General features: G+C 61.8%; 20 protein-coding genes. 6 read left to right on the forward strand and 14 right to left on the reverse strand.

Annotation, left to right across the window (positions count from 1 at the left end):
- Positions 1 to 162: 162 nt before the first annotated feature.
- A complete protein-coding gene (locus tag NKJ23_RS23925) occupies positions 163 to 1,269 on the reverse strand; it encodes an aldo/keto reductase (RefSeq protein WP_352682821.1) in 1,107 nt (368 codons plus the stop codon).
- A gap of 55 nt (positions 1,270 to 1,324) precedes the next feature.
- Positions 1,325 to 1,753 carry a nuclear transport factor 2 family protein gene (locus tag NKJ23_RS23930; protein WP_352624878.1) on the reverse strand — a complete coding sequence of 143 codons (429 nt, stop codon included), beginning with the start codon at positions 1,751 to 1,753 and terminating at the stop codon, positions 1,325 to 1,327.
- Between the two features lie 114 nt (positions 1,754 to 1,867).
- Between NKJ23_RS23930 and NKJ23_RS23935 the strand changes: the two genes are divergently transcribed.
- Positions 1,868 to 2,806 carry a LysR family transcriptional regulator gene (locus NKJ23_RS23935; RefSeq protein WP_352682823.1) on the forward strand — a complete coding sequence of 313 codons (939 nt, stop codon included), beginning with the start codon at positions 1,868 to 1,870 and terminating at the stop codon, positions 2,804 to 2,806.
- Here the strand turns inward: NKJ23_RS23935 and tsf are convergent, their stop codons facing one another.
- From tsf to NKJ23_RS23960, 5 genes are all read right to left on the reverse strand, one after another.
- Complete coding sequence (tsf, locus tag NKJ23_RS23940; protein ID WP_352682825.1) at positions 2,807 to 3,730, reverse strand: translation elongation factor Ts; 924 nt, start codon at positions 3,728 to 3,730, stop codon at positions 2,807 to 2,809.
- Positions 3,731 to 3,849: 119 nt separating this feature from the next.
- Entirely contained in the window at positions 3,850 to 4,647 is a 798-nt protein-coding gene (rpsB, locus tag NKJ23_RS23945) for a 30S ribosomal protein S2 (RefSeq protein WP_031211288.1), read from the reverse strand.
- A gap of 204 nt (positions 4,648 to 4,851) precedes the next feature.
- On the reverse strand, positions 4,852 to 5,130 hold the full coding sequence (locus NKJ23_RS23950) for a DUF4031 domain-containing protein (protein ID WP_352620049.1): 279 nt from the start codon (positions 5,128 to 5,130) through the stop codon (positions 4,852 to 4,854).
- A gap of 43 nt (positions 5,131 to 5,173) precedes the next feature.
- A complete protein-coding gene (locus NKJ23_RS23955; RefSeq protein ID WP_352682827.1) occupies positions 5,174 to 6,472 on the reverse strand; it encodes a lysophospholipid acyltransferase family protein in 1,299 nt (432 codons plus the stop codon).
- Positions 6,473 to 6,607: 135 nt separating this feature from the next.
- Entirely contained in the window at positions 6,608 to 7,435 is an 828-nt protein-coding gene (locus NKJ23_RS23960) for a cell envelope integrity EipB family protein (protein ID WP_023674927.1), read from the reverse strand.
- Positions 7,436 to 7,573: 138 nt separating this feature from the next.
- Between NKJ23_RS23960 and NKJ23_RS23965 the strand changes: the two genes are divergently transcribed.
- The 4 genes from NKJ23_RS23965 to NKJ23_RS23980 all read left to right on the forward strand — a co-directional run bounded on the left by NKJ23_RS23965 (position 7,574) and on the right by NKJ23_RS23980 (position 10,585).
- Complete coding sequence (locus NKJ23_RS23965; protein WP_023674926.1) at positions 7,574 to 8,038, forward strand: RidA family protein; 465 nt, start codon at positions 7,574 to 7,576, stop codon at positions 8,036 to 8,038.
- Between the two features lie 14 nt (positions 8,039 to 8,052).
- Positions 8,053 to 8,781: a glycerophosphodiester phosphodiesterase gene (locus NKJ23_RS23970; protein ID WP_352682829.1), complete on the forward strand. Its 729-nt coding sequence runs from the start codon at positions 8,053 to 8,055 to the stop codon at positions 8,779 to 8,781.
- 40 nt (positions 8,782 to 8,821) lie between these two features.
- A complete protein-coding gene (locus NKJ23_RS23975; RefSeq protein ID WP_352682831.1) occupies positions 8,822 to 10,036 on the forward strand; it encodes a GNAT family N-acetyltransferase in 1,215 nt (404 codons plus the stop codon).
- 117 nt (positions 10,037 to 10,153) lie between these two features.
- Positions 10,154 to 10,585: an HIT family protein gene (locus tag NKJ23_RS23980; RefSeq protein WP_023674923.1), complete on the forward strand. Its 432-nt coding sequence runs from the start codon at positions 10,154 to 10,156 to the stop codon at positions 10,583 to 10,585.
- Positions 10,586 to 10,678: 93 nt separating this feature from the next.
- Here NKJ23_RS23980 and clpA read toward each other — a convergent pair whose 3' ends face one another.
- The 3 genes from clpA to NKJ23_RS23995 all read right to left on the reverse strand — a co-directional run bounded on the left by clpA (position 10,679) and on the right by NKJ23_RS23995 (position 14,084).
- Positions 10,679 to 13,147 carry an ATP-dependent Clp protease ATP-binding subunit ClpA gene (gene clpA, locus NKJ23_RS23985; RefSeq protein ID WP_023674922.1) on the reverse strand — a complete coding sequence of 823 codons (2,469 nt, stop codon included), beginning with the start codon at positions 13,145 to 13,147 and terminating at the stop codon, positions 10,679 to 10,681.
- A 6-nt stretch (positions 13,148 to 13,153) separates the two neighbouring features.
- Complete coding sequence (gene clpS / locus NKJ23_RS23990) at positions 13,154 to 13,480, reverse strand: ATP-dependent Clp protease adapter ClpS (protein WP_023674921.1); 327 nt, start codon at positions 13,478 to 13,480, stop codon at positions 13,154 to 13,156.
- A 274-nt stretch (positions 13,481 to 13,754) separates the two neighbouring features.
- On the reverse strand, positions 13,755 to 14,084 hold the full coding sequence (locus NKJ23_RS23995) for a phasin family protein (RefSeq protein ID WP_352682833.1): 330 nt from the start codon (positions 14,082 to 14,084) through the stop codon (positions 13,755 to 13,757).
- A 298-nt stretch (positions 14,085 to 14,382) separates the two neighbouring features.
- Between NKJ23_RS23995 and NKJ23_RS24000 the strand changes: the two genes are divergently transcribed.
- Positions 14,383 to 15,771: an SPOR domain-containing protein gene (locus tag NKJ23_RS24000; protein ID WP_352682836.1), complete on the forward strand. Its 1,389-nt coding sequence runs from the start codon at positions 14,383 to 14,385 to the stop codon at positions 15,769 to 15,771.
- A gap of 47 nt (positions 15,772 to 15,818) precedes the next feature.
- Here the strand turns inward: NKJ23_RS24000 and NKJ23_RS24005 are convergent, their stop codons facing one another.
- The 4 genes from NKJ23_RS24005 to NKJ23_RS24020 form a co-directional block, all read right to left on the reverse strand.
- Positions 15,819 to 16,517, reverse strand: coding sequence for a DnaJ domain-containing protein (locus NKJ23_RS24005; protein ID WP_352624895.1), 699 nt, complete (start codon positions 16,515 to 16,517; stop codon positions 15,819 to 15,821).
- Positions 16,517 to 17,248 (reverse strand): vWA domain-containing protein, encoded by a 732-nt coding sequence (locus NKJ23_RS24010; RefSeq protein WP_352682839.1) that lies wholly within the window; start codon positions 17,246 to 17,248, stop codon positions 16,517 to 16,519. Before NKJ23_RS24010 ends, NKJ23_RS24005 begins: the two co-directional genes overlap by 1 nt.
- Positions 17,249 to 17,372: 124 nt before the next feature.
- Entirely contained in the window at positions 17,373 to 17,810 is a 438-nt protein-coding gene (locus NKJ23_RS24015) for a DUF1489 family protein (protein ID WP_352682841.1), read from the reverse strand.
- 85 nt (positions 17,811 to 17,895) lie between these two features.
- Complete coding sequence (locus NKJ23_RS24020; protein ID WP_352448802.1) at positions 17,896 to 19,299, reverse strand: L-serine ammonia-lyase; 1,404 nt, start codon at positions 19,297 to 19,299, stop codon at positions 17,896 to 17,898.
- Between the last annotated feature and the right edge of the window lie 138 nt (positions 19,300 to 19,437).

A 19,437-nucleotide genomic window follows, 5' to 3' on the forward strand; every position in this document is an offset into this window, starting at 1 on the left:
CCACCGGGTCTTGGGGCCCACCACGAGATCGGGGCCGGGTCCTGGGGTGTGGGCCGTGGTGGGGGGCCCCCACAAACTTGGGGGGTTAACAAAACCCCCGGGCCCCGTTTTTCCCGGGCGCCCCCCGAGCCGGAAAGTTGAGATCGTGGACCGGGATAGCCGTCAGCTCACGCCGGCAAAAGTGCCTCGCATGAGCAGATCCGGCAGATAGCTTGCCGGCTTACCGCCAACCGCCTGCCCACCGGTCAGGCCGCCTTGTATTTCAGGGCCGAAGAACGAATACGGAAAGGGCGTGACCGGCCGGCTCACCGCATCGAGCCGTGCCCGAAGATCTTCGGGAATGTCGAAATCAAGCGCGCCGAGATTGTCCTTGAGCTGGTCAAGCCTGGTGGCGCCGACGATGACGGATGCAATGCCTGGCCTGTTTGCCGTCCAGTTCAAGGCGATCTGGGCCATGCTGCGGCCGAGCTGGCCGGCAACCCTCTCCAGTTCGGCGACGATTTGCCAGTTGCGATCGGTGAATTTCTGGAAACCGGGATTGGTCGAACCACGCATTGTCTCCAGCCGGCCACCATCCTCGACGATTGTATCGAAACGGTATTTTCCGCTGAGCAGGCCGCTGGCCAATGGACTCCAGACCATGATTCCGGCGCCATAGCGCGTGCCGAACGGAACGAACTCGTGCTCGATGTTGCGCTCGGCCAGCGAATATTCGAGCTGAAGCGCCGAAACCGGTTCATAGCCGCGATGCTCGGCGACGGCCTGCGCCCGGCTTGCGTACCAGGCCGGCACGTCGGACAGACCGACATGCCGGATCTTTCCGGCGCGCACCAGATCGTCCAGCGTCCGCATCACCTCCTCCGGCGGCGTCAGCCTGTCCCAGGTATGGAGGATATAGAGGTCGATGTAGTCGGTGCCGAGCCGCTTCAGCGAACCGTCTATCGCCCGCAGGATGTTCTTGCGGCCGTTGCCCCCGGCGTTCGGGTTGCCCGGTTCGGCGTTGTAGGTGAATTTGGTACTGATCACCGCCTTGTCGCGCAGCCCACGCTCGGCGATGAATTCGCCGAGCCAGGTTTCGGCCGTGCCACCGGTATAGAGATCGGCGGTATCGAAGAAATTGCCACCGGCTTCGACATAGGCATCAACCAAGGCGCGCGCGGTTTCCTTCTCCGCGCCCCAGCCCCATTCCGTGCCGAACGTCATGGTGCCGAGCGCCAGGCGGGTGACACGCAGCCCGCTGTTGCCGAGCGTGTAGTAGGACATGGTCATGGATTTTCTCCTGAAGTTTGAAAAGCGGGATTGAGGTCTTGCCTGGGATACGCAGTCAGGCCTTGGCCAGCGCATCGACCACCACCTGGAAGCGGCGCGGATCGAAATAATCGTGGTAGGCGCTGATCAGACCGCTCTTGAAGTGGAAAATCGCGATATTGCTGTTGGTGTATTCAGTGCCGCCGATCAGCACCGCGCGGTTCTTGTACTCAACGACGATCGCGTCCGAATCCGCTGCCGGATAGATGGCTGTCAGCTGCGAATCGAAGGATTCGAAATTACCGAAGAGGCCTCGGAAGGCCGCCAGGATCGCGGCCTTACCATCGATGCTGTTTCCAAATCCTGCCGGCGGGTAGAAGACAAGTATACGGCCATCTTCAGCCCAAAGGTCGCCCCATGCCTCAATGTCCTTGCGGTGCATCAGATCAAAGAATTTACGCACGGTCTCGAGATTACGGGTTCGTTCGGAATCGAGGTCGGTCATTAGACGTCTCCTTGGCTGCTCGGCGATTGCCGTGTGATGCAGCCAAAGATGCGCCCTCCTTTCCCCACCGATAGGATTGCATTATCCGAATGGACTATGCGATATCATGCATGAATGGACCGCGATCTGCTTAGCCACCTACCTATAATCGTTGCCGTCGCGCGGCGTGGCGGCTTCGCGCCGGCAGCCGCCGAGCTCGGCATGAGCCCGTCAGCGGTCAGCCATGCGGTTCGGCTGGTAGAGGAGCGAATCGGCCAGCCGTTGTTTGCCCGCACCACGCGCAGCGTCTCGCTGACCGAGGCTGGCACCGCGCTTGTCGCTGCGGCGGAGCCGGCGCTGGAAGACATTGCCGACCGGATCGAACGTATCCGCTCTGTCAAAGGCCGGGCAAGCGGACTGCTCAGGATCAACGCGCCGCGTTTGGCGCTGCCTCTGGCGCTGATGCCCATCCTGACGGCGATGGCGGAACGTTACCCTGACGTGACGGTGGAGATCGTCACCGACGAACGTCTGAGCGATATCGTCGGCGAGGGTTTCGACGCCGGCATCCGGCTGGGCGAGATGATCGCCGAGGATATGGTGACGGTGCGACTGACAGGGCCTTTCCGCAGCATCATCGTTGCCTCGCCGGCCTATGTCGGCCGGCGCGGGCGGCCATGGGCGTTGGCCGATCTCGCCGCGCACAACTGCATCGGCTATCGGCTGTTGCGATCACGTGCGCTCTATCGCTGGGATCTGTCCGATCAGGGCAAGGATATCAGCGTCGAGACACGCGGCAGCGTGGTCGTCAGCGATCCGCTGTCGGCAAGGGAAATGGCGCTTGCCGGCATCGGCCTCGCCTATCTGTTCGAGCCGCTTGTCAAGCCCGACATCGAGGCAGGCCGGCTGGTCGAAGTCCTTGGCGAGGCATCGATCGAGGAACCGGGACTGTTCCTCTATTTCCCGCGCCGCGCGGCGATGGCCCCGAAGCTCCGCGCCTTCATCGACACCGCGCAAGAAATCGGCCGGGCATCCTCGCGGATACCCGGCCGAAAAAGCCTTTCAAACGAATAGTTACTTCTTGACCGCTGCCGCGACTTCCGCCGCGAAATCGGTCTCTTCCTTCTCGATGCCCTCACCGAGCGCGAAGCGCAGATAGGCAGCGATTTTGGCTGGCGCGCCGATTTCGCTTTCGGCATCCTTCAGCGCCTTCTCGACGGTAATGTCGGGATTGAGCACGAAAGCCTGCTTGAGCAGCACGACCTCTTCATAGAACTTGCGCAAACGGCCTTCGACCATCTTCTCGATGATCGGTTCCGGCTTGCCGGACTGGCGCGCCTGGTCGGCGAAGATCGCCTTCTCGCGTTCCACTGCGGCCGGATCGAGCTCTTCGGTGGTCAGGGCCATCGGATTGGTGGCAGCGACATGCATGGCAACCTGACGGGCGAAGGCGTTGGCGGCATGCGCGTTGCCTGTCGTCTCGATGGCCACCAGCACGCCGAGCTTGCCAAGGCCGTCGGCGACCGCATTGTGAACGTAGGTTGCGACAGCGCCGTGCTCGACGGTGAGCTTGGCCGAGCGGCGGAAGCCCAGATTCTCGCCGATGGTGCCGACAGCGTCCTTGATGGTCTCGGCGACCGACTTGCCCGAGCCCGGATAGGGAGCGGCGGCAACGGCCTCGGTCTTGCCGCCATAGGCAAGCGCGACCTTCGCGACATTGGCGACGATCTCCTGGAACGCAGCATTGCGGGCAACGAAGTCCGTCTCGGAATTGACCTCGACGATCGCTGCCTCGCGGACGCCGGAATCTACGCCGATCAGGCCTTCGGCAGCGGTACGGCCAGCCTTCTTGTCGGCCTTGGAAATGCCCTTCTTGCGCAGCCAGTCGATGGCTTCTTCCATATTGCCGTTGGTCTCGTTCAACGCCGCCTTGCAGTCCATCATGCCCGCGCCGGTCAAGTCGCGGAGTTCTTTGACCTGTGCAGCCGAAATGCTCATTGTCGCCTCTTTGTCTAAATGCACTGACGCACCATCGATTTTCGATGATGCGCCTGGTGCCGGTAGCGCTTACCGCGCCAACATATTGGAAAGATGAAGGCCGCAGCCGGCCTTCGCTACTATGCTTCCGGGGTCTGGGCTGCCGGGCTCTCGGCGGCCGGGGTCTGATCGAGCGCCGGCTCGACCGGAGCCTCGACCGATGCGCCGATATCGACACCGAGCGCGCCCTGCTGACGGGCGATGCCGTCGATAGCTGCCTTGGCGATCAAATCGCAATACAGCTGGATGGCGCGGGCCGCGTCGTCATTGCCGGGGATCGGGAAGTCGATCTTGTCCGGGTCGCAGTTGGAATCGATGATGGCAACGACCGGGATGCCGAGACGCTTGGCCTCGAGAATGGCGATCGCTTCCTTGTTGGTGTCGATCACGAACATCAAATCGGGCGTCGAACCCATATCCTTGATGCCGCCCAGCGCCTTGTCGAGCTTCTCACGCTCGCGGTCGAGGTTGAGGCGCTCCTTCTTGGTCAGGCCCTGAGCCTCGCCGGCCAGCATTTCGTCGAGCTTGCGCAGGCGCTGGATGGAATTCGAGATCGTCTTCCAGTTGGTCAGCATGCCGCCGAGCCAGCGCGAGTTGACATAGTACTGGGCCGAGCGCTGCGCGGCATCGGCGACGATGTCGGAGGCCTGGCGCTTGGTGCCGACGAACAGCACGCGGCCGCCCTTGGCAACAGTGTCGGAAACCTGCTTCAGCGCCTGGTGCAGCAAAGGCACCGTCTGCGAGAGGTCGATGATGTGTATGTTGTTGCGGGCGCCGTAGATATAGGGCGCCATTTTCGGGTTCCAGCGGTGGGTCTGGTGGCCGAAGTGAATGCCAGCTTCCAATAGCTGGCGCATGCTGAAATCAGGCAGAGCCATTCTTATTTCCTTTCCGGTTAGCCTCCACGGACACAGGCATTTTTGGACTTTGTCCTCGAACACCACCGGAGGTTTCAGCCGGATTTCTCCCGGGCAGACACCAAAGTCCGTGTGTGGAATGAGCGCGCATATAGAGGGGAAGCGCGACAAACGCAAGCGTTGTGGCGTCTTGCGGCTCAGCGTGCGGCGATCAGCGCACCGGTATCATCGCCGCATCTTCCCCTTCGGCACCCGCACACGCCGGAAAACGGCGACGATCTCCTCGCGGCTGCATTCGATGGCGCCTAACCGCACTGCGCGGTCACGCTCGAACCCGGTTATGTCATAATGCGGCGCCGATGTCTTGGGCGGCCCTTGATAGGACGAGCGCTTGATGCCGAGCTGCGCGGCGAAGCGATGCAGCTCGTCAGTATCGTCTGCCAGCAGATGACACCAGCGGTGGCCGATCCATTTCCAGATCGCCGCATCGACATAGACCGCCATGAGATTTGCCGCACTCCTTCATCTTGCGCCGACCAACACGCCGCTAACGATGATAGAAGGGATTGGCATAGAAAATGAAGCCGCCGCCGGCCTCGAGTTGCGTCATCGTCCTGGTGACGGTCTCCTGCATCCGGTCGTGCAGTTCGGCGAGTGCCTCCTCGACGGAGCCTTGATAGGCGTGCAAGCCTAGCGGCTCCGGTACCCGGACATAGGCGCGGCGTGGGCCTGCCGGCTGCGGCACGAAACGGTTGATCGTATCGCGCAGCGTACCCTTGCAATAGTCGTTGCGGATCCGCTTCAAATGTTCGGCGATCTCCTCCTGCGTGATGCGCGGATTGGCTGAAGCCCACGGGCCGACACGCTGCAGGCGCTGGATTGTATCTGCCAGCGTTCGGACCTGCTTCTGGTTTTCGGTGCCGTCCATGTTCTCCCGCAGCCAGCGCCGCGACCGGCGCAAAAGCTCGGCAGTGTCGAGCGTGCCGGCGTCGACCGAGACAAGTTCGGCAAGGCGACGGCCGAGTTCGGTCAGCAGGTCCTTTTGACGTGCGTCGTACGAAGCCCGCCCATCGGACCGCAGGCCATATGCAGCCTCATCGCGCGACAGCAAGGTCGCATAGATATGATGGATGCGCTCCGGCAGCGAATCGGCGGCACGGCGTTCGATCTTCAGGCTGTGCTCGACATAGGCGCATTCCTTTGCCAGCGCTGCCTCGACATTCCCCGTGAAAGCAAGCTTCCAGATCACGGGCGCGATCCAAACCTTGAAGTCCGGATCCGTCAGGCGGCCGCGCTTCAGCGCCTCGAACCCCATTTCGACCGCGCCCGGCAGCAGCGGGGCAATGATGTTGGCATGCCAGCCGACACCGCCTTCGGGATGCAGGAGCACGCCGTGCCCCTTCAGCGCCCAGGCCACCGAATGTTCCTTGGCGGCCGCGCTGTTGCCCGGGATTTGCGCGATCAGATTGTTGGCCAACCAGAATTTCTGCATCAGCCGGCCAAGCCCGTTGACGACGCCGTGCGTGGCCCAGGATGCCGCCAGCGGGCTTACCCGCGAGACGACCTCCTTGTCGATCATCCAGTCGGTAAAGAATTCGGGATGGTTGGGCGTGATGAACGTCGCCTTGCCCGCGCCGCAACAAGCCTTCAGTCTTTGCCGGTCATTCTCCGGAAAATCGATGTGGCGGACATTGGCGACGCCGCGCAAACCGGCCAGACGGTTGAATGGCAACAGGTCGCGAAACCCCGGAACGCCGTGCAGCATGACAATCCGGTTGACGAATGTCATAGCGTTGATCAGCGTCGCATTGGGCCGCGGCGCCACAAAAACGTCGATCCTGCTCAACCTGCTCCCCCGCGGCGCATACCGTCATAAGACGTTGATAGGCAATTGCGGCATGCTCAAGTCGATGCGACTTGCCCCGCAAGATTAAGCGCTACCATCCCGGATAGCGGCCGGCGGCTTGCCGTTCACTCGAGCTTATTTAGACGGGCAGGTCTTTGGCTGATCGAACAGCGACAGATTGACCAATTTGCCGGTCATTGAGAACTCGCCATAGTCCATGACGAGATCGCGCGTGATGCCGTTCTTGTGCAGCTTGAAGCTGATCCGGTATTCCGGCACCTCCTCGCCGCCTTTGTCGGCATCATCGAAATAGGCGATGTCGACCGGCCAGTATTTGTCGGTGGCGAGCTTGGCCAGCGCCGGCGCTTCCGGATCGGCATTGTCGGCATCGGCTTGCTTGCCGACGACGACGGTGGTGGTCACCACCTTGTTGGCATCCTCAGAGCCGTCGAACAGGTTGGTTTCGTAGAAACGCTCGCCCTTTTCCGCCTTGCCGATCATTTCGACCATTTGCTGGGTCGGGAACTGGGTCGGCGCGAGTTCCAGGCTGTTCTTCTCGGGCTTGTCGATATCGACCTTGAGACCGTTGGCTTCCTTCGTTGCGGTACCCTTGACCTCCTTGTCGAGGTTCTGGTCGACAAAGGATTTGTTCACGAAGGAGAAGGTCTTGCCCTCGGCATCCTCGAAGGTGGTCATCTGCTGGTCGGTCAGCCTGGTGTTGTCGCTGGTTACGATCTGGGTCACCAAACGGAACTTTACTGTATAGCCCTCGCAAGGCGAGCCGTTGAACTCGTAGACCATGCGGCCGGTGATGCCGGTAATACCGGAACGGTCTGAAGCCTTGTCGAGTGAAATGTCGTAAACAGCACGATGCGCCTGCAGCGCAGGCACCGCAAAAGCGGGAGCCGCCCAGGAAGCCGCTGTCAAGAGAACGGCGTTGAATGCGAGGCGCGTTGCGCGCATGGGGTGCTCCGATCATCGCGGCTAATGGCAAGCCGCATGGAAAGATGGTCCAGCTTAAAAAAAGTCGTGGCGGAAGCGAGGCAAAAATAGCAATTTCGGCCCGGCCTGCGCGGCACCTTCAAGCAATAGGGAAATAGCATGAGCGAAACAATCGAAAAGCGGCTAAGCGATCTCGGCGTGACGCTGCCGGCCGCCGCCGCGCCCGCCGCCAATTACGTGCCCTATTGCCGGACCGGCAATCTGCTGTTCACCGCCGGGCAGTTGCCGCTCAAGGAGGGCAAGCTCCAGGCGAGCGGACTGCTTGGCCGCGATGTCGACACCGCGACCGGCAAGGAAGCCGCAAAATACTGTGCAATCAACATATTGGCCCAGGCTCACGCGGCACTTGGCGATCTCGAGAAAATCCGTCGCTTGGTGAAGATCACCGTCTTCGTCGCCTCGGCACCGGATTTTGTCGAACAGCATCTGGTTGCCAACGGCGCCTCGGATTTTCTCGCCGCCGTGCTCGGCGATCGTGGCAAGCACGCTCGCTCCGCCGTCGGCACCGCCTCCCTGCCGCTTAATGCCGCAGTGGAAATCGAAGCGATCTTCGAAGTCGAATGACCGGGACTGCAACCATGACCGATCTTTCCTGGCTGACCGCCCGGCCCGTCGCCCATCGCGGCCTCCACGACATGAACAAGACGCGCTGGGAGAACACCCTTTCCGCCTTCGCTGCGGCGGCCGAGCGCGGCTACGCGATCGAATGCGATGTGCACCTGTCATCCGACGGCGTCCCCGTCATCATCCACGATGGCGATCTGCGGCGGCTGACCGGCGAGGACGGCTTCGTCTGGCAGCGTACGGCTGCAGAGATCACGGCGCTGAAGGTCGGCGGCACCGCCGACCATTTGCCGACGCTGCAGCAGGCGCTTGATCTGGTCGACGGCCGTGTGCCGATGGTTGTCGAGCTGAAAGGTGCTGCCGGGCACGACGAAGGCCTGGTCGAAAGCGTCGGCAAGATGCTCAAGCATTACAAGGGCAAGACCGCGATCATGTCGTTCGACCATTGGCTGATCCGCGAGTTCCCGAAATATGCACCCGGCATACCCGGCGGGTTGACCGCCTACGGCAACGACAACCACCTGATCGAGGCGCATTTCGCCATGCTGGCGCATGACATCACCTTCACCTCCTACGCTGCCGGCGACCTGCCGAACCGGTTCGTCTCCTTCGTGCGAGAGAGACTCGGTATGCCGGTGATCACCTGGACCGTGCACGACCAGCCTGCCGTCGACCTGACCTTCAAATATGCCGACCAGATGACGTTCGAAGGATTCGAGCCCGATCTGGTACGGCTTGCCTGAGCGGGCTTGTATGGGTCCGCAGCGAGCTTAAGTAAGCCTCATGGATCAAGGGGACGACTGCGAAAGACAAACGGCGAATGCGGAGCTGTCGATCCGCATCGCCGCGGGCATCGGCGCCTTTACCAGCGCTGAATGGGACAGCCTCGGCGGCACTACACGCGGCGATGCAGAATACGGCTACAACCCGCTTGTCTCATTCGCTTTTTTGAGCGCGCTGGAAGATTCCGGCTGCGCTGTTCGGCGCACCGGCTGGCAAGGCCATCACCTCAGGCTGGAAACAGCGCGAGGCAAGTTGCTCGGAGCGGTCCCCTGCTATCTGAAGTCGCACAGCCAGGGCGAATATGTCTTCGACCATGGCTGGTCGGACGCGTTCGAACGCGCCGGCGGGCGCTACTATCCGAAGCTGCAATGCGCGGTGCCGTTCACGCCCGTCACCGGCCCTCGCCTGCTGGTCGGCAGGGGCGAGGACACCCCCGCCGTCAAGGCCGGTCTTGCGGCCGGCCTGAAGGCGGTGACGGATAAGCTCGGCGTGTCTTCCGCGCATGTTACTTTCGCGCCAGAGGACGACGTCCAGATATTGGCGGCGGCCGGCTTCCTGCATCGCACCGACCAGCAGTTTCACTTCTTCAACGAAGGCTTTTCGAGCTACGACGATTTTCTCGCTACGTTAGCCTCGCGCAAGCGCAAGGCAATGAAGAAAGAGCGGCGCGAGGCCCTCGCCGACGGCATCTCGATCGACTGGCTGACCGGCAAGGATCTGACCGAAAAGGCCTGGGACGACTTTTTCGCGTTCTACATGGATACCGGCAGCAGGAAATGGGGCCGGCCCTACCTAAACCGCGATTTCTTCTCGCTGATCGGCGAGCGCATGGCCGACGACATCCTGCTGGTCATGGCCAAACGCAACGGGCGCTACATTGCAGGTGCCATCAACTTCATCGGTTCAGACGCGCTCTACGGCCGCAATTGGGGCTGCATCGAGGACCACCCGTTCCTGCATTTCGAGGTCTGCTACCATCAGGCGATCGATTTCGCCATCTCGCGCAAGCTGAAGGTGGTTGAAGCCGGTGCGCAGGGCGAGCACAAGCTGACGCGCGGCTACCGGCCCGTGACGATGCATTCGGCGCACTACATCGCCCATCCAGGTCTGCGCAATGCAGTGGCCGACTACCTCCAGCGCGAGCGGCGCGAAGTCGAGCGGATGAGCGAATATCTGGAAGAGCACACCCCGTTCCGCAAGGACATGGCGGAGTAGGGTAGCGAGCCCAATCGCTCAGCCGCGCGGGCCCGCATGGCCGATGTCGATCGATCGTCTTGCCCGACCGGAACAGCTTCGCTACACGAGACAGCGAGCCAAGAACCGGAGCGCGCCATGGCCGAAGCAACCTACGACAGCAGCAACATCTTCGCCAAAATCCTGCGCGGAGAAATCCCTTCGCACCGCGTCTACGAAGATGACGCGGTCATCGTCTTCATGGATGTGATGCCGCAAGGGCAGGGTCACACGCTAGTGGTGCCGAAAGCGCCGTCGCGCAACCTGCTCGACGCGGATCCGGCGGTGCTTGGCCCGCTCTTCGTTCACGTCCAGAAAGTTGCGCGGGCCGTAAAGAAGGCCTTCGATGCCGATGGCGTCACGGTTATGCAGTTCAACGAACCAGCTTCGGGGCAGACCGTTTTCCACCTCCATGTCCATGTCATTCCGCGCTTCGATGGCATTCCCTTGAAGCCGCACAGCGGACAGATGGAAAAGCCTGAAGTCCTGGCCGAAAACGCCGGCAAGATACGGATGGCGCTGGCAAGCTGAACCGGTGCAACCGCTCTGGCGGGCGCCGGGCGGTTAACCGGAAGGTGTCACAAAAAAAGCCCCGTTTCCGGGGCTTTTTTACTGGCTGATTTGTCAGTTCTTACGCGGCAGTTGCGGCACAAGGCTGCGCTTGCCGCCGTCCTTACCTTTGGGCTCCGGCTTCTGCGCCACCGCCTTTTTCGCGGCGGGCTTCTTCGCCACCGCCTTCTTGGCCTTCGGCACGTCGTCCGGCTCTTCCTTCTTCGGCTTCACCGGCGCCTCGTCGGCGAGCGATTCGAGCTTCAGGCCGGTCTCGCCGGTTTCCTTCTTCTCGACGGTGACACGCACCGTGCCGCCCTTCTTGAGCTTGCCGAACAGCACCTCGTCGGCCAGCGGCTTCTTGATGTGCTCCTGGATGACACGGCCAAGCGGCCGGGCGCCCATGCGCTCGTCATAGCCCTTATCGGCCAGCCATGCGATTGCATCCTGCGACAAGTCGAAGGTCACGCCACGCTCGGAAAGCTGTGCTTCCAGCTGCATGACGAACTTCTGCACCACCTGATGGATGACCGGCACCGGCAGCGAGCCGAACGGAATGATCGCATCGAGACGGTTGCGGAACTCCGGCGTGAACAGCCGGTTGATCGCCTCGACATCGTCGCCTTCGCGCTTGGTCGAACCGAAACCGATGGCCGCGCGCTGCGCGTCGGACGCGCCCGCATTGGTGGTCATGATCAGGATGACATTGCGGAAGTCGATCTGCTTGCCGTTGTGGTCGGTCAGCTTGCCGTGATCCATGACCTGCAACAGGATGTTGAACAGATCCGGATGCGCCTTCTCCACTTCGTCCAGCAACAGCACGCAATGCGGATGCTGGTCGACGCCGTCGGTCAGAAGGCCGCCCTGGTCGAAGCCGACATAGCCGGGAGGCGCGCCGATCAGCCGTGAAACGGTGTGGCGTTCCATATATTCCGACATGTCGAAGCGGATCAGCTCCACGCCGAGCGAGGCGGCGAGCTGCTTGGCCACTTCCGTCTTGCCGACACCGGTCGGACCCGAGAACAGGTACGAGCCGATCGGCTTTTCCGGTTCCCGCAGGCCGGCCCGCGCCAGCTTGATGGCCGAAGTCAGCGCGGTGATCGCGGTGTCCTGGCCGTAGACGACGCGCTTCAACTCGATGTCGAGACCTTGCAGCACCTTCTCGTCGTCGGCGGAAACCGTCTTCGGCGGGATACGCGCCATCGTGGCGATCGTCGCTTCGATCTCCTTGATGCCGATGGTCTTCTTGCGCTTGGCTTCCGGCACGAGCATCTGCGAGGCGCCGGTCTCGTCGATCACGTCGATCGCCTTGTCCGGCAGCTTGCGGTCGTTGATGTAACGCGCCGAGAGCTCGACCGAAGCCTTGATCGCCTCGCTCGTGTAGCGAACCTTGTGGAACTCCTCGAAATAGGGCTTGAGGCCCTTCATGATCTCGATGGCGTCCTCGACGGTCGGCTCGTTGACGTCAATCTTCTGGAAGCGCCGCACCAGCGCGCGGTCCTTCTCGAAGAACTGCCGGAACTCCTTGTAGGTGGTCGAGCCGATGCAGCGGATCGCGCCGGACGACAGCGCCGGCTTCAACAGGTTCGACGCATCCATGGCGCCGCCAGAGGTGGCCCCTGCCCCGATCACGGTGTGGATCTCATCAATGAACAGCACGGCGCCGGGATAGTCCTCGAGCTCCTTGACGACCTGCTTCAGTCGCTCCTCGAAATCGCCGCGATAACGGGTGCCGGCCAGCAGCGTGCCCATGTCGAGCGCGAAGATGGTGGCATTGTGCAGCACTTCGGGAACGTCGCCCTCGACGATGCGCTTGGCGAGGCCCTCGGCGATCGCCGTCTTGCCGACGCCGGGATCACCGACATAGAGCGGGTTGTTCTTGGAGCGGCGGCACAGCACCTGGATGGTCCGGTTGATCTCGCTCTCGCGACCGATCAATGGATCGATCTTGCCGGCCTTGGCCTTGTTGTTCAGGTTGACGCAATAGGCAGTCAGCGCGTCCTGCTGCTGCTTCTTCTTGCCGCCTTCCTCTTGCGGCTCGGCCCCGCTCTGGCTGCCTTGCTCGTCGTCGGCGCCGCGCGGCGTCCGCGTCTCGGAAGCGCCGGGGCGCTTGGCGATGCCATGCGAGATGTAGTTGACCGCGTCGTAGCGGGTCATCTGCTGTTCCTGCAGGAAGTAAGCGGCGTGGCTCTCGCGCTCAGCGAAGATGGCGACGAGCACGTTGGCGCCGGACACCTCCTCGCGGCCTGACGACTGCACATGGATCACCGCGCGCTGGATGACGCGCTGGAAACCGGCAGTCGGCTTGGAATCTTCATCGTAGCCGGTGACGAGGTTGTCGAGCTCGGTGTCGATATAGGTGAGGACCGTATGCTTCAACTCGTCGAGATCGACGTTGCAGGCACGCATGACGGCCGCCGCCTCGGTGTCGTCGATCAGGGCGAGCAGCAAATGTTCAAGGGTTGCATATTCATGGTGCCGCTCATTGGCGAGCGTCAGCGCTTGGTGAAGCGCCTTTTCCAGGCCTTGGGAGAAAGCCGGCATGTTACCTCACTTCTTCTCCATCACGCATTGCAGCGGATGCTGATTCTGTCGGGCGAAATCCATGACCTGAGCCACTTTGGTCTCGGCCACCTCGAATGTATAGACCCCGCACTCGCCCACCCCATGATTGTGAACATGAAGCATTATGCGTGTGGCGGCTTCGCGGTCCTTCTGGAAAAAGCGCTCCAGGACGTGGACCACGAATTCCATGGGTGTGTAGTCGTCGTTAAGAATGAGGACCCGATACAGACTGGGCTTCTTGGTCTTGGTTTTTGTGCGCGTGATGACGGCCGTGCCGCGACCGGCCTCATTGCCGTTGCTGCCGTTCTGCATTCGCACCACGTAGCTCGTGGCAGTCAAACCTGTAATCACGTAGTCCTGCCTCTTTCGAATCCTCATGCATGCTCGACATGTAGGTGTTCGATGGACGATTTTAAGCCCTTCTGTTTAGCTGACAATATGGCTAGGTGGCCAAACTTGACCGATTTTTCAAATCGTGAAGACCGCAGGCCCCCGATTTCGAGCTGGCATGAAAAAACCCGGCCGCGCGTTCGCGACCGGGTCTGTCTTTGCAAGCCCAGGGGCCGGCTCGGAATGTTCGTCGAATTTACTTCGCCTTGGCGACGATCGATTCGAACGGCTTGCAAGCTTCCTTGGCGAGTTCGGCATAGAGATCGCCAAGCTTGGTGGCTTCGGTGACGAAGCTCTCATAGGACTGCTTGGCATAGTCGGACTGGATATCGATCGCCTTGTCCAGCGACTTGGCGGAAAAGAGCTTCTCAACAGCGGCGCTACCGGCTTCGAAGCTTTTCTTGGTGTACTCGCCCGCCTCGGCGGCGATAGCCTGCGCACCCTTGGACAGCGAGGCGAAGCTCTTCAATCCGGTGTCCGCAAATTCCTTGCCGTATTTGCTGAAATCTTCATAGGTCTGGGTCATTTCACGCATTCCCTTGAACGGTTGCCTTGGACGATAGACGCGGCTTGTCCGGGCCGCGTTGTGCAATGCGTGTAAATATATTGTGCAGTGCACAAAAATCAAGATTCCCGCGGCAATGCGGATCGTGAGCTGCCGGCAATCGCTAAGATTCGAATAAAGAGAAGCTCAATCCCACAGAAAATGGTGAACGCGGCGGTTACCATAAACGGATTGGTAACGCTGCCCGCGTTAGCGTGGCCGGAGGTGAGGCAGGACCCTTTGCCGCCTCCAAGGCAACGGAAATTCAAAGGAACTATCAGTGCGTAAGGCGTTGTCGGGCTTCGTTTCCAAATCCGCGTCCCCCCTCAAAACGATCATGATCCTCGCCATGGCGATGAGCTTCGTCGTCGCGGACGCGGCCTCATCCATGGCGGCCAAGTCGGCGGCCATCGTCATCGATGCCAAGACCGGCAAGGTGCTTTATTCGTCGGACGCCGATGACCGGCGCTATCCGGCGTCGCTTACCAAGATGATGACGCTCTATCTGACGTTCGAGGCATTGGCGAAGGGCAGGATCAGCAAGAATTCCCCGGTCGTGTTCTCGGCCAATGCCGCTGCCGAACCGCCGACGAAGCTCGGCGTCAAGCGGGGCGGCTCGGTCACGGTCGAGACCGCGATCCTGTCGATGGTGACCAAATCGGCAAACGATTCCGCAACGGCGCTTGGCGAGATGCTCGGCGGCAATGAAGCCAATTTCGCCCGCATGATGACCGCCAAGGCGCGGGCGCTGGGCATGAGGGGAACCGTTTTCCGCAACGCCAACGGCTTGCCTGATCCCGGCCAGTTCACGACCGCGCGCGACATGGCGATGCTCGGCATCGCCCTGAGAGAGCATTTTCCGCAATATTACGGCTATTTCTCGCAGCGCTCCTTTCTTTACGGGCGGCAGCGCATCAACGGCCACAATCGTCTGCTCGGACGCATCAAGGGCGTCGACGGCATCAAGACCGGTTACACCCGCGCCTCCGGTTACAATCTGGTCTCCTCGGTCTCGAATGGCGATCGGCGCATCGTAGCGGTGGTCATGGGCGGCAGGTCCGGCGGCAGCCGCGACAGCCAGATGGCCGGGTTGATCAATGCCTACATGCCGCAGGCGTCGTCGCGCGGCGGCGGCGTGCTGATTGCCAAGGCCGGCGGCGGCAATCCGATTTCAGCCTTGGCCAAGGTGCTTCTACCGAAGCATGACGCGCCGACACCGGACAGTAAGCCGGACGACGATGCCGTTGCCTCTCTTGTCGAGGAAAATGCGCCCGTCGTTGAAGAGACCGCTCCGGTCGTTCAGGCCAAGAGGGTCAAGACGACGGCTGTGTCGACGGTGGACGACGTGGCGACAGCCCGGGTCGCCGCAGCCTATGCCGAACCGGCGGCAGAGGTCGATCCTGTCAGCACGGCGTCGGTGCCATCCGGCTGGGCAATACAGGTCGCCTCTTCGCCAAAACAGGCCGAAGCGAAGGCTTTCCTCGACAAGGCGACGAAGCAGGCGCCCTCCGTTCTGACCGATGCCTCCGGTTTCACCGTCGCCTTCGACAAGGACGGTGTCACCTACTACCGCGCCCGGTTCGCTGGTTTCGGTTCGAAGACGGCTGCCTGGAAAGCCTGCAACGCTTTGAAAAAGAAGAAGATCGAGTGCTACGCCGTCCAGCAGTAAGCGGCGCGCGAAACGATATCTTTCCCGAAGTTCTGCGTCGAAGGAGACTAGTTGTGATTGGAGAGCAAGACGTCCTTGGCTTCATTGATCCGCGCCGCCAGGAAAGACGTGCCACCGATATCGGGGTGCAGGCGCTGCATCAGGCGGCGGTGCGCCTTGCGGACATCCGCCGCGGCAGCCCCCGCTTCAAGACCAAGGATCTTGTAGGCCTCCTCCTTAGTCATGGCGCCAGAACCTGGCGCAACACCCAGCCCTTCGCCACCATTCGCATCAGCGTCTTTGCGCCAGATGGGAAATCTGCCGTCAAGATACGTCTCTAGCAATTGGCGGCTCTCCGGATCGCCGGAGAGTTCGCGATAGAGTTGCTGCAATTCGGCAAGCCCCATCGAGCCAAGCATCTTGCCTTCATGGCGCCCGGCCAGCACAAGGCCTTCGAGGCCGCCGGTATCGTGATCGAGTTCCATCTCAAGCGCCGCCGTACGAACTGTCGAACGCTTGCCTGGTGCCAGTTTTGCCGCCGGCCGATTCATGCGCATGGAGCCGTACCAGGCGAGCGCAGCCGACAGGATCAAGCCGCCGATGCCCTCGCGCCCGACCAGCAGCACGGCGACGCCGACCAGCCCGAGCAGCACAGGTCCAAGCGTCCTCATGCCGCCTGCAAGCTTCGCCGGATCGGCGCGCAGGAAGATGGTGAGCATGCCGAGAAACACCAGAAGCAATGCTACAAAAGCGATAATCGCGCCCATCAGTTTCCGCCGCCCCGCAGATGCTCGATCATCAGCCGGTCCTCCGGCCTGCCCCGGTCCTCCAGTGCTTTCAGACCGCCGGTCGCAAACACGGCGACGGACGAAAGCAGTCCGGCCAAGGTCGCGGCAGCCCTCCGATCAAACCGGAACCAGGCCCCTTTCGACAGCCGCGCAATTTCCTTGAACGCCTTTTCCGCGGCGGCATCATGGCCCTCCTGAAAGACGAAGACAGGAACGCCGTGCAGACCGAGGCTGCCGGCCTTTTCGGCCAGATCATCTATGTTTTCTTCCATCGCGTCGCCGATATAGACCAGCGCGTTGACCTTGGCCGCCGCCGTCTGTTTCAGCGCATGGGCGAGCACCTTGCCGATCTGGGTATGGCCGCTGCGGCAGTCGATGCGCGTCATCAGTTGCTTCAGAGCTTCGGTATCGGTGACGAATGCGGATGAGCGGCACTCGCCAAGGCCGCGAAAATAGACAAGTTGAACCTTGAGCGCCCCGGCCTTGCCGACGGCGTCGAACATCTCGGCCTGCAGCGCACAGGCGAGATCCCAGGTCGGCTGGCGGCTCATCGTCGCGTCGAGGGACAGGATCAGCCTACCTGAACCGGTGGCGGATGCAGCGAGCGTCCTTGCCTGACGGAGAAACGCGTCGATCTCGCCGGTGCTCGATTGAGACTCGACCGGCGCAGGATTGGCCTTTGCAGACACGGGCTGCTTCTTGTCGCTCATGACATTCAAGATGTGGCGTTGTTCCCCGGCTTGCAAGCCCAGATGAGGCGACCTGGAGGACCTGTGATGATGGCACCTGCGGACAACGCTTCGGCTGGTGGTCTTGGCGTTGCGTTTCTTGGCGTCAGAGCAGGCCGAGATCGGCAAGCTCACGCCTGAGCTTCGGCGGCATCTCGATCAGCCCGGCTTTGCCCTTGCCGAGATCGGCCGGCGCGTCCGCCTGCTTCAGGTAGCGCCACCCCTGGAATGCACGGCGCGGTTGCCAGTCAGTGCGCACGACCTCGGGATCGAGGATCAGATGGCAACGGCCGATGCCCTCGTCATCGGTGAAGGGCTGGATTTCGGTGATCAACTGGCGGCATTGGACATTGCCCTTGATCACCCAGTAGAGCGAGCCGCCGTCGGCAATCTCGGCGCCACGCGTCGGCACCATGCGGGTGGTGTGGTAGTGCTCGGCCGGTTCGCCGGCGCGGCGCCGCTCGTCGAGACGGAAGGCAATCCACTCTTCCAGATCCTCGACGCTGTCACAGCCGACGCAAAGCTTTATGAGATTGAGAGACATCGTTTAAGGTTTAGTCCAGCACGCGAACGCGTCAACGGCCTGATCGACTTCTCCACAGTGGTGGTCCATGCCGCCAGATTGGCGCTCAGCACTCCACGACATTGACGGCCAATCCGCCAAGGCTGGTTTCCTTGTACTTTTCGTTCATGTCGAGGCCGGTCTGGCGCATCGTCTCGATCGCGGCATCGAGCGGCACGAAATGAACGCCGTCGCCCTTGATGGCCAGCGAAGCGGCGGTCACCGCCTTGACGGCACCAAGCGCGTTGCGCTCGATACACGGCACCTGCACCAGGCCGCCGACCGGATCGCAGGTCATGCCGAGATGATGTTCCAGCGCGATCTCGGCAGCATTCTCGACCTGCTCGGGCGTGCCGCCCATGACGGCGCACAATCCCGCCGCAGCCATTGCCGAAGCCGAACCGACCTCGCCTTGGCAGCCGACTTCCGCCCCCGAGATCGAAGCATTGGTTTTGATGATGCCGCCGACGGCCGCCGCCGTCAGCAGGAAATCGCGGATGCTGGGCTGGTCGGCTTCGGGATGGAAATGCAACCAGTAGCGCAGCACTGCGGGCAGAGTGCCGGCCGCCCCATTGGTTGGCGCGGTGACGACACGGCCGCCGGCAGCGTTCTCCTCATTGACCGCCATCGCATAGATCGACAGCCAGTCGTTGGCGAGCAGCGGGTTAGGCCGGTTCTGCTGCCATTGCTCCTGCAGCTTGTCATGCAGCATCCGGGCACGGCGGCGCACCTTGAGTCCGCCCGGCATGATGCCGTCTTGCGACAGGCCGCGCTCGATGCACCCCTTCATGGCGCTCCAGATGCCGTCGAGGCCGGCGTCGAGCTCCCCGCGCGACATCTGTGTCTCCTCGTTGACGCGCTTCATCTCGGCAATGGAAAGCCCGCTTTTCGCTGCCATGGACAGCATTTCGACGGCGTTCTTGAACGGATACGGAACCTTCTTGCCTTCGGTTGTCGCCGAGCCCCTTGCTTTCATCCGCTGCAGTTCTTCCTCGGACACTACGAAGCCGCCGCCGATCGAATAATAGACGCGCCTCAGCAGCAACCGGTCGCCGGCATCATGGGCAGAGAAGGCCATGCCGTTGGCGTGACCCGGCAGCGGCGTCTTGCGATCCAGCACAAGATCCGTTGCCGGGTCGAAACGGTAGGACGGATGGCCGGGCGGCGAAATCCGCTTCTCGGCGGCGATGCGAGCGACGATGCCGTCTGCTAGGTCGGGATCCACAGTCTGCGGCGTCTGGCCGGCGAGGCCGAGCACCACGGCACGATCGGAGCCATGGCCGATGCCGGTATAGGCGAGCGAGCCATGCAGGCTGGCCGCGATCCGGTCGACCTTGGCGCCGGCCGGGCGCGGCCAGTCGTCTCCCGCAATCTCGTCGAGAAACCGCCGCGCGGCCGTCATCGGCCCCATCGTGTGCGAACTCGATGGGCCGATGCCGATCTTGAACAAGTCGAAAACCGAAAGGAACACGTGGGCGTTTTCTCCTGGGACCCTGTTGAGATCTACATATAGGAATTCCCATGATGTTTTCCGCTGTTTTGAAGATTGCGGCGCTGCGCCTGCCGACCTTGTTTGCTCCGGCAGCGACATTCCAGCTTCGGCCATCGA

This window comes from Mesorhizobium sp. M0184, from assembly GCF_040322215.1.
Classification (GTDB): Bacteria; Pseudomonadota; Alphaproteobacteria; order Rhizobiales; family Rhizobiaceae; genus Mesorhizobium.